This window comes from Corallococcus llansteffanensis (genome assembly GCF_003612055.1).
GTDB classification, from domain to species: domain Bacteria; phylum Myxococcota; class Myxococcia; order Myxococcales; family Myxococcaceae; genus Corallococcus; species Corallococcus llansteffanensis.
The window spans coordinates 1-1,883 of sequence record NZ_RAWB01000952.1 but is presented as its reverse complement, the minus strand read 5'-3'; the positions used below and the strand labels follow the sequence as shown (position 1 = coordinate 1,883).

Annotated in this window: 1 protein-coding gene and 1 pseudogene; both read right to left on the bottom strand. The window is 74.6% G+C overall.

What is annotated here, in order from left to right; genetic code table 11:
• Positions 1 to 1,273, bottom strand: a 1,273-nt coding sequence (locus D7V93_RS42400) for a hypothetical protein (protein WP_208723341.1), incomplete at its 3' end; no start/stop codon positions are given.
• A gap of 238 nt (positions 1,274 to 1,511) precedes the next feature.
• A pseudogene (locus tag D7V93_RS45605) lies at positions 1,512 to 1,883 on the bottom strand (hypothetical protein); the annotation flags it as partial.

Below are 1,883 nucleotides of genomic sequence, written 5' to 3'. Positions count from 1 at the left end.
CCTCCGTGCGCCCCTCCGCGCCCTCCAGCGGCACGCGCCACGCGGCGGTGAACGTCCCCGGCGGCGCCTCCACCACCGGGCCCACCGTCCCCACGGGCGTGGAGAGCTCCACCTTCGCCTCGGCGCGCGGCTGCCCCGCCTCATCGCGCGCCACCACCACCACCTGGGCCTCCGTCCCGCGATGCACCAGGGGCTCGGTCAAGGACACCGTCACGTCCCGCACGGGCCCCTGCACCAGCTGCATCGGCAGCGACTCGCGCGACCCGGGACCGCGCTGCGGCCAGGCCGCGTCGATGCGCTCGTCCGCCACGAGCGTGCGCGGCGCGGTGTAGCGCCACTCCAGCATGCCGTTCGCGTCGCGCCGGGGCCCCTCCAACCGCCCATGCTTCGCCTTCACGGTGACGCGCGCATCCGCCACCGGCAGGCCCTTCGGGTCACTGGTCGCGCACAGCAAGCGGGCCTGGGACACGCCGTCCGCGGGCAGCCGCTGCGGATTGAGCACGCACGCCAGCCCATCCGTCGGAGGCAGCTGCAGGTCGATGGCGATCCGCTCCACGTTGCCCGCGCGGTCCTCCACCTGTCCCCGGGCCAGGGGGTATCCCGGAGGCACGATCAGCGGCAGGAGGAAGCTGCCGTCCGCGCCCACCTGCACGGGCCCGAAGCGCTTGCCAGCGATCTCCAGGGACACGCGCGCCCCGGGCTCGCTCGCGCCGGGCAGGTCCACCGACGCCGCCAGCGGCACCAGCAGGCGTCCATACGCCCCGTGCACCGACTGCGGGTGCGGCCACGCGGACAGCGCCACCAGGATGGCCGCCTCCGGCGAGTTCGTCTCCGGCAGCACGTAGCGGGCCACGTAGGTCCCGGGCCCCGTGTGCTTCAGGCCCTCCACCCGCCCGGTGCTCGCGCGCAGCACCGGCGGTGCCCCGCTGTCATCCGGCGTGCCGTCCGGCCGCAGCCGCTTCACCGTGAGCGTCGCCTCCGTGTCGCGACCCTTCACCGGCTGGGCGGGCTCCAGCGAGAGCTCCACGCGGCTCGCGGGCGGGCCCACGTCGTAGCGCGCGCGGGCCTCGGCGCCATCGCCCTTCGCGACCACCACCACCTCGCGCGCCTGGGCCCGGGGGACCACGACGAAGGTGCGCAGCGGAGCGGCCTCCGGTCCGGGCCGCACGTCCGCGCCCTCCGCCGTCACCACGGGCGGCGCGAACTTCACCGGCGCGCCCTTCGCATCCCGGCGCACCACCGCCACCGTGAAGCCCTCGGGAGGCACGGGCACGTCCGGTCCGAGCAGCTCCAGGGAAGCCGCCCAGACCGGGGCACACACCAACAGGAGGGCGGGGATCAGGCGTTCCAGGACCCCCCGACTCTACAGGGCACCTCGTCGGGACTGAACCTCTTTGCGGCCAGCCAGCGCCGGAAGTGGCGGCGCACCGGGCCCCGGAACGATTTCCCGGGGCGGCGCGACCCGGCGGGTGGGCCGCCTCTCTCAAGACCTCGGGGGCCCCGGCGGCGGATCAGGGCGGGGCACTCTTGGTGGTCTTCCAGATTGTTCCGGTATGGAGCTTCACTGCGGGCGCCTTCGTATCCACTTCCAGGTGGTGCTGGTCCTCCGCGACCAGGCCGCCCATCCCCATGGCGACCACCTTCACGCTGCTCTTGCCCTCCGGGAGCATCACCTTGCGCTCGAAGCGTCCGTCCTTGTCCGCGCGGACCACGGCGCCCTCCACCACCACCCGGTTGCCTGGATCCGTCTGGCCGGTGACGACGAACTCGTGCTGCCGCAGCTCCTTGTCCTCCCCGGGCCAGGCCACCTTCAAGAGCAGGCTGCTGGGCACGGGGGCGGGCTCGGTGGGGGCCTCGCCGGGCCGGACGATGGACTGCTGGCC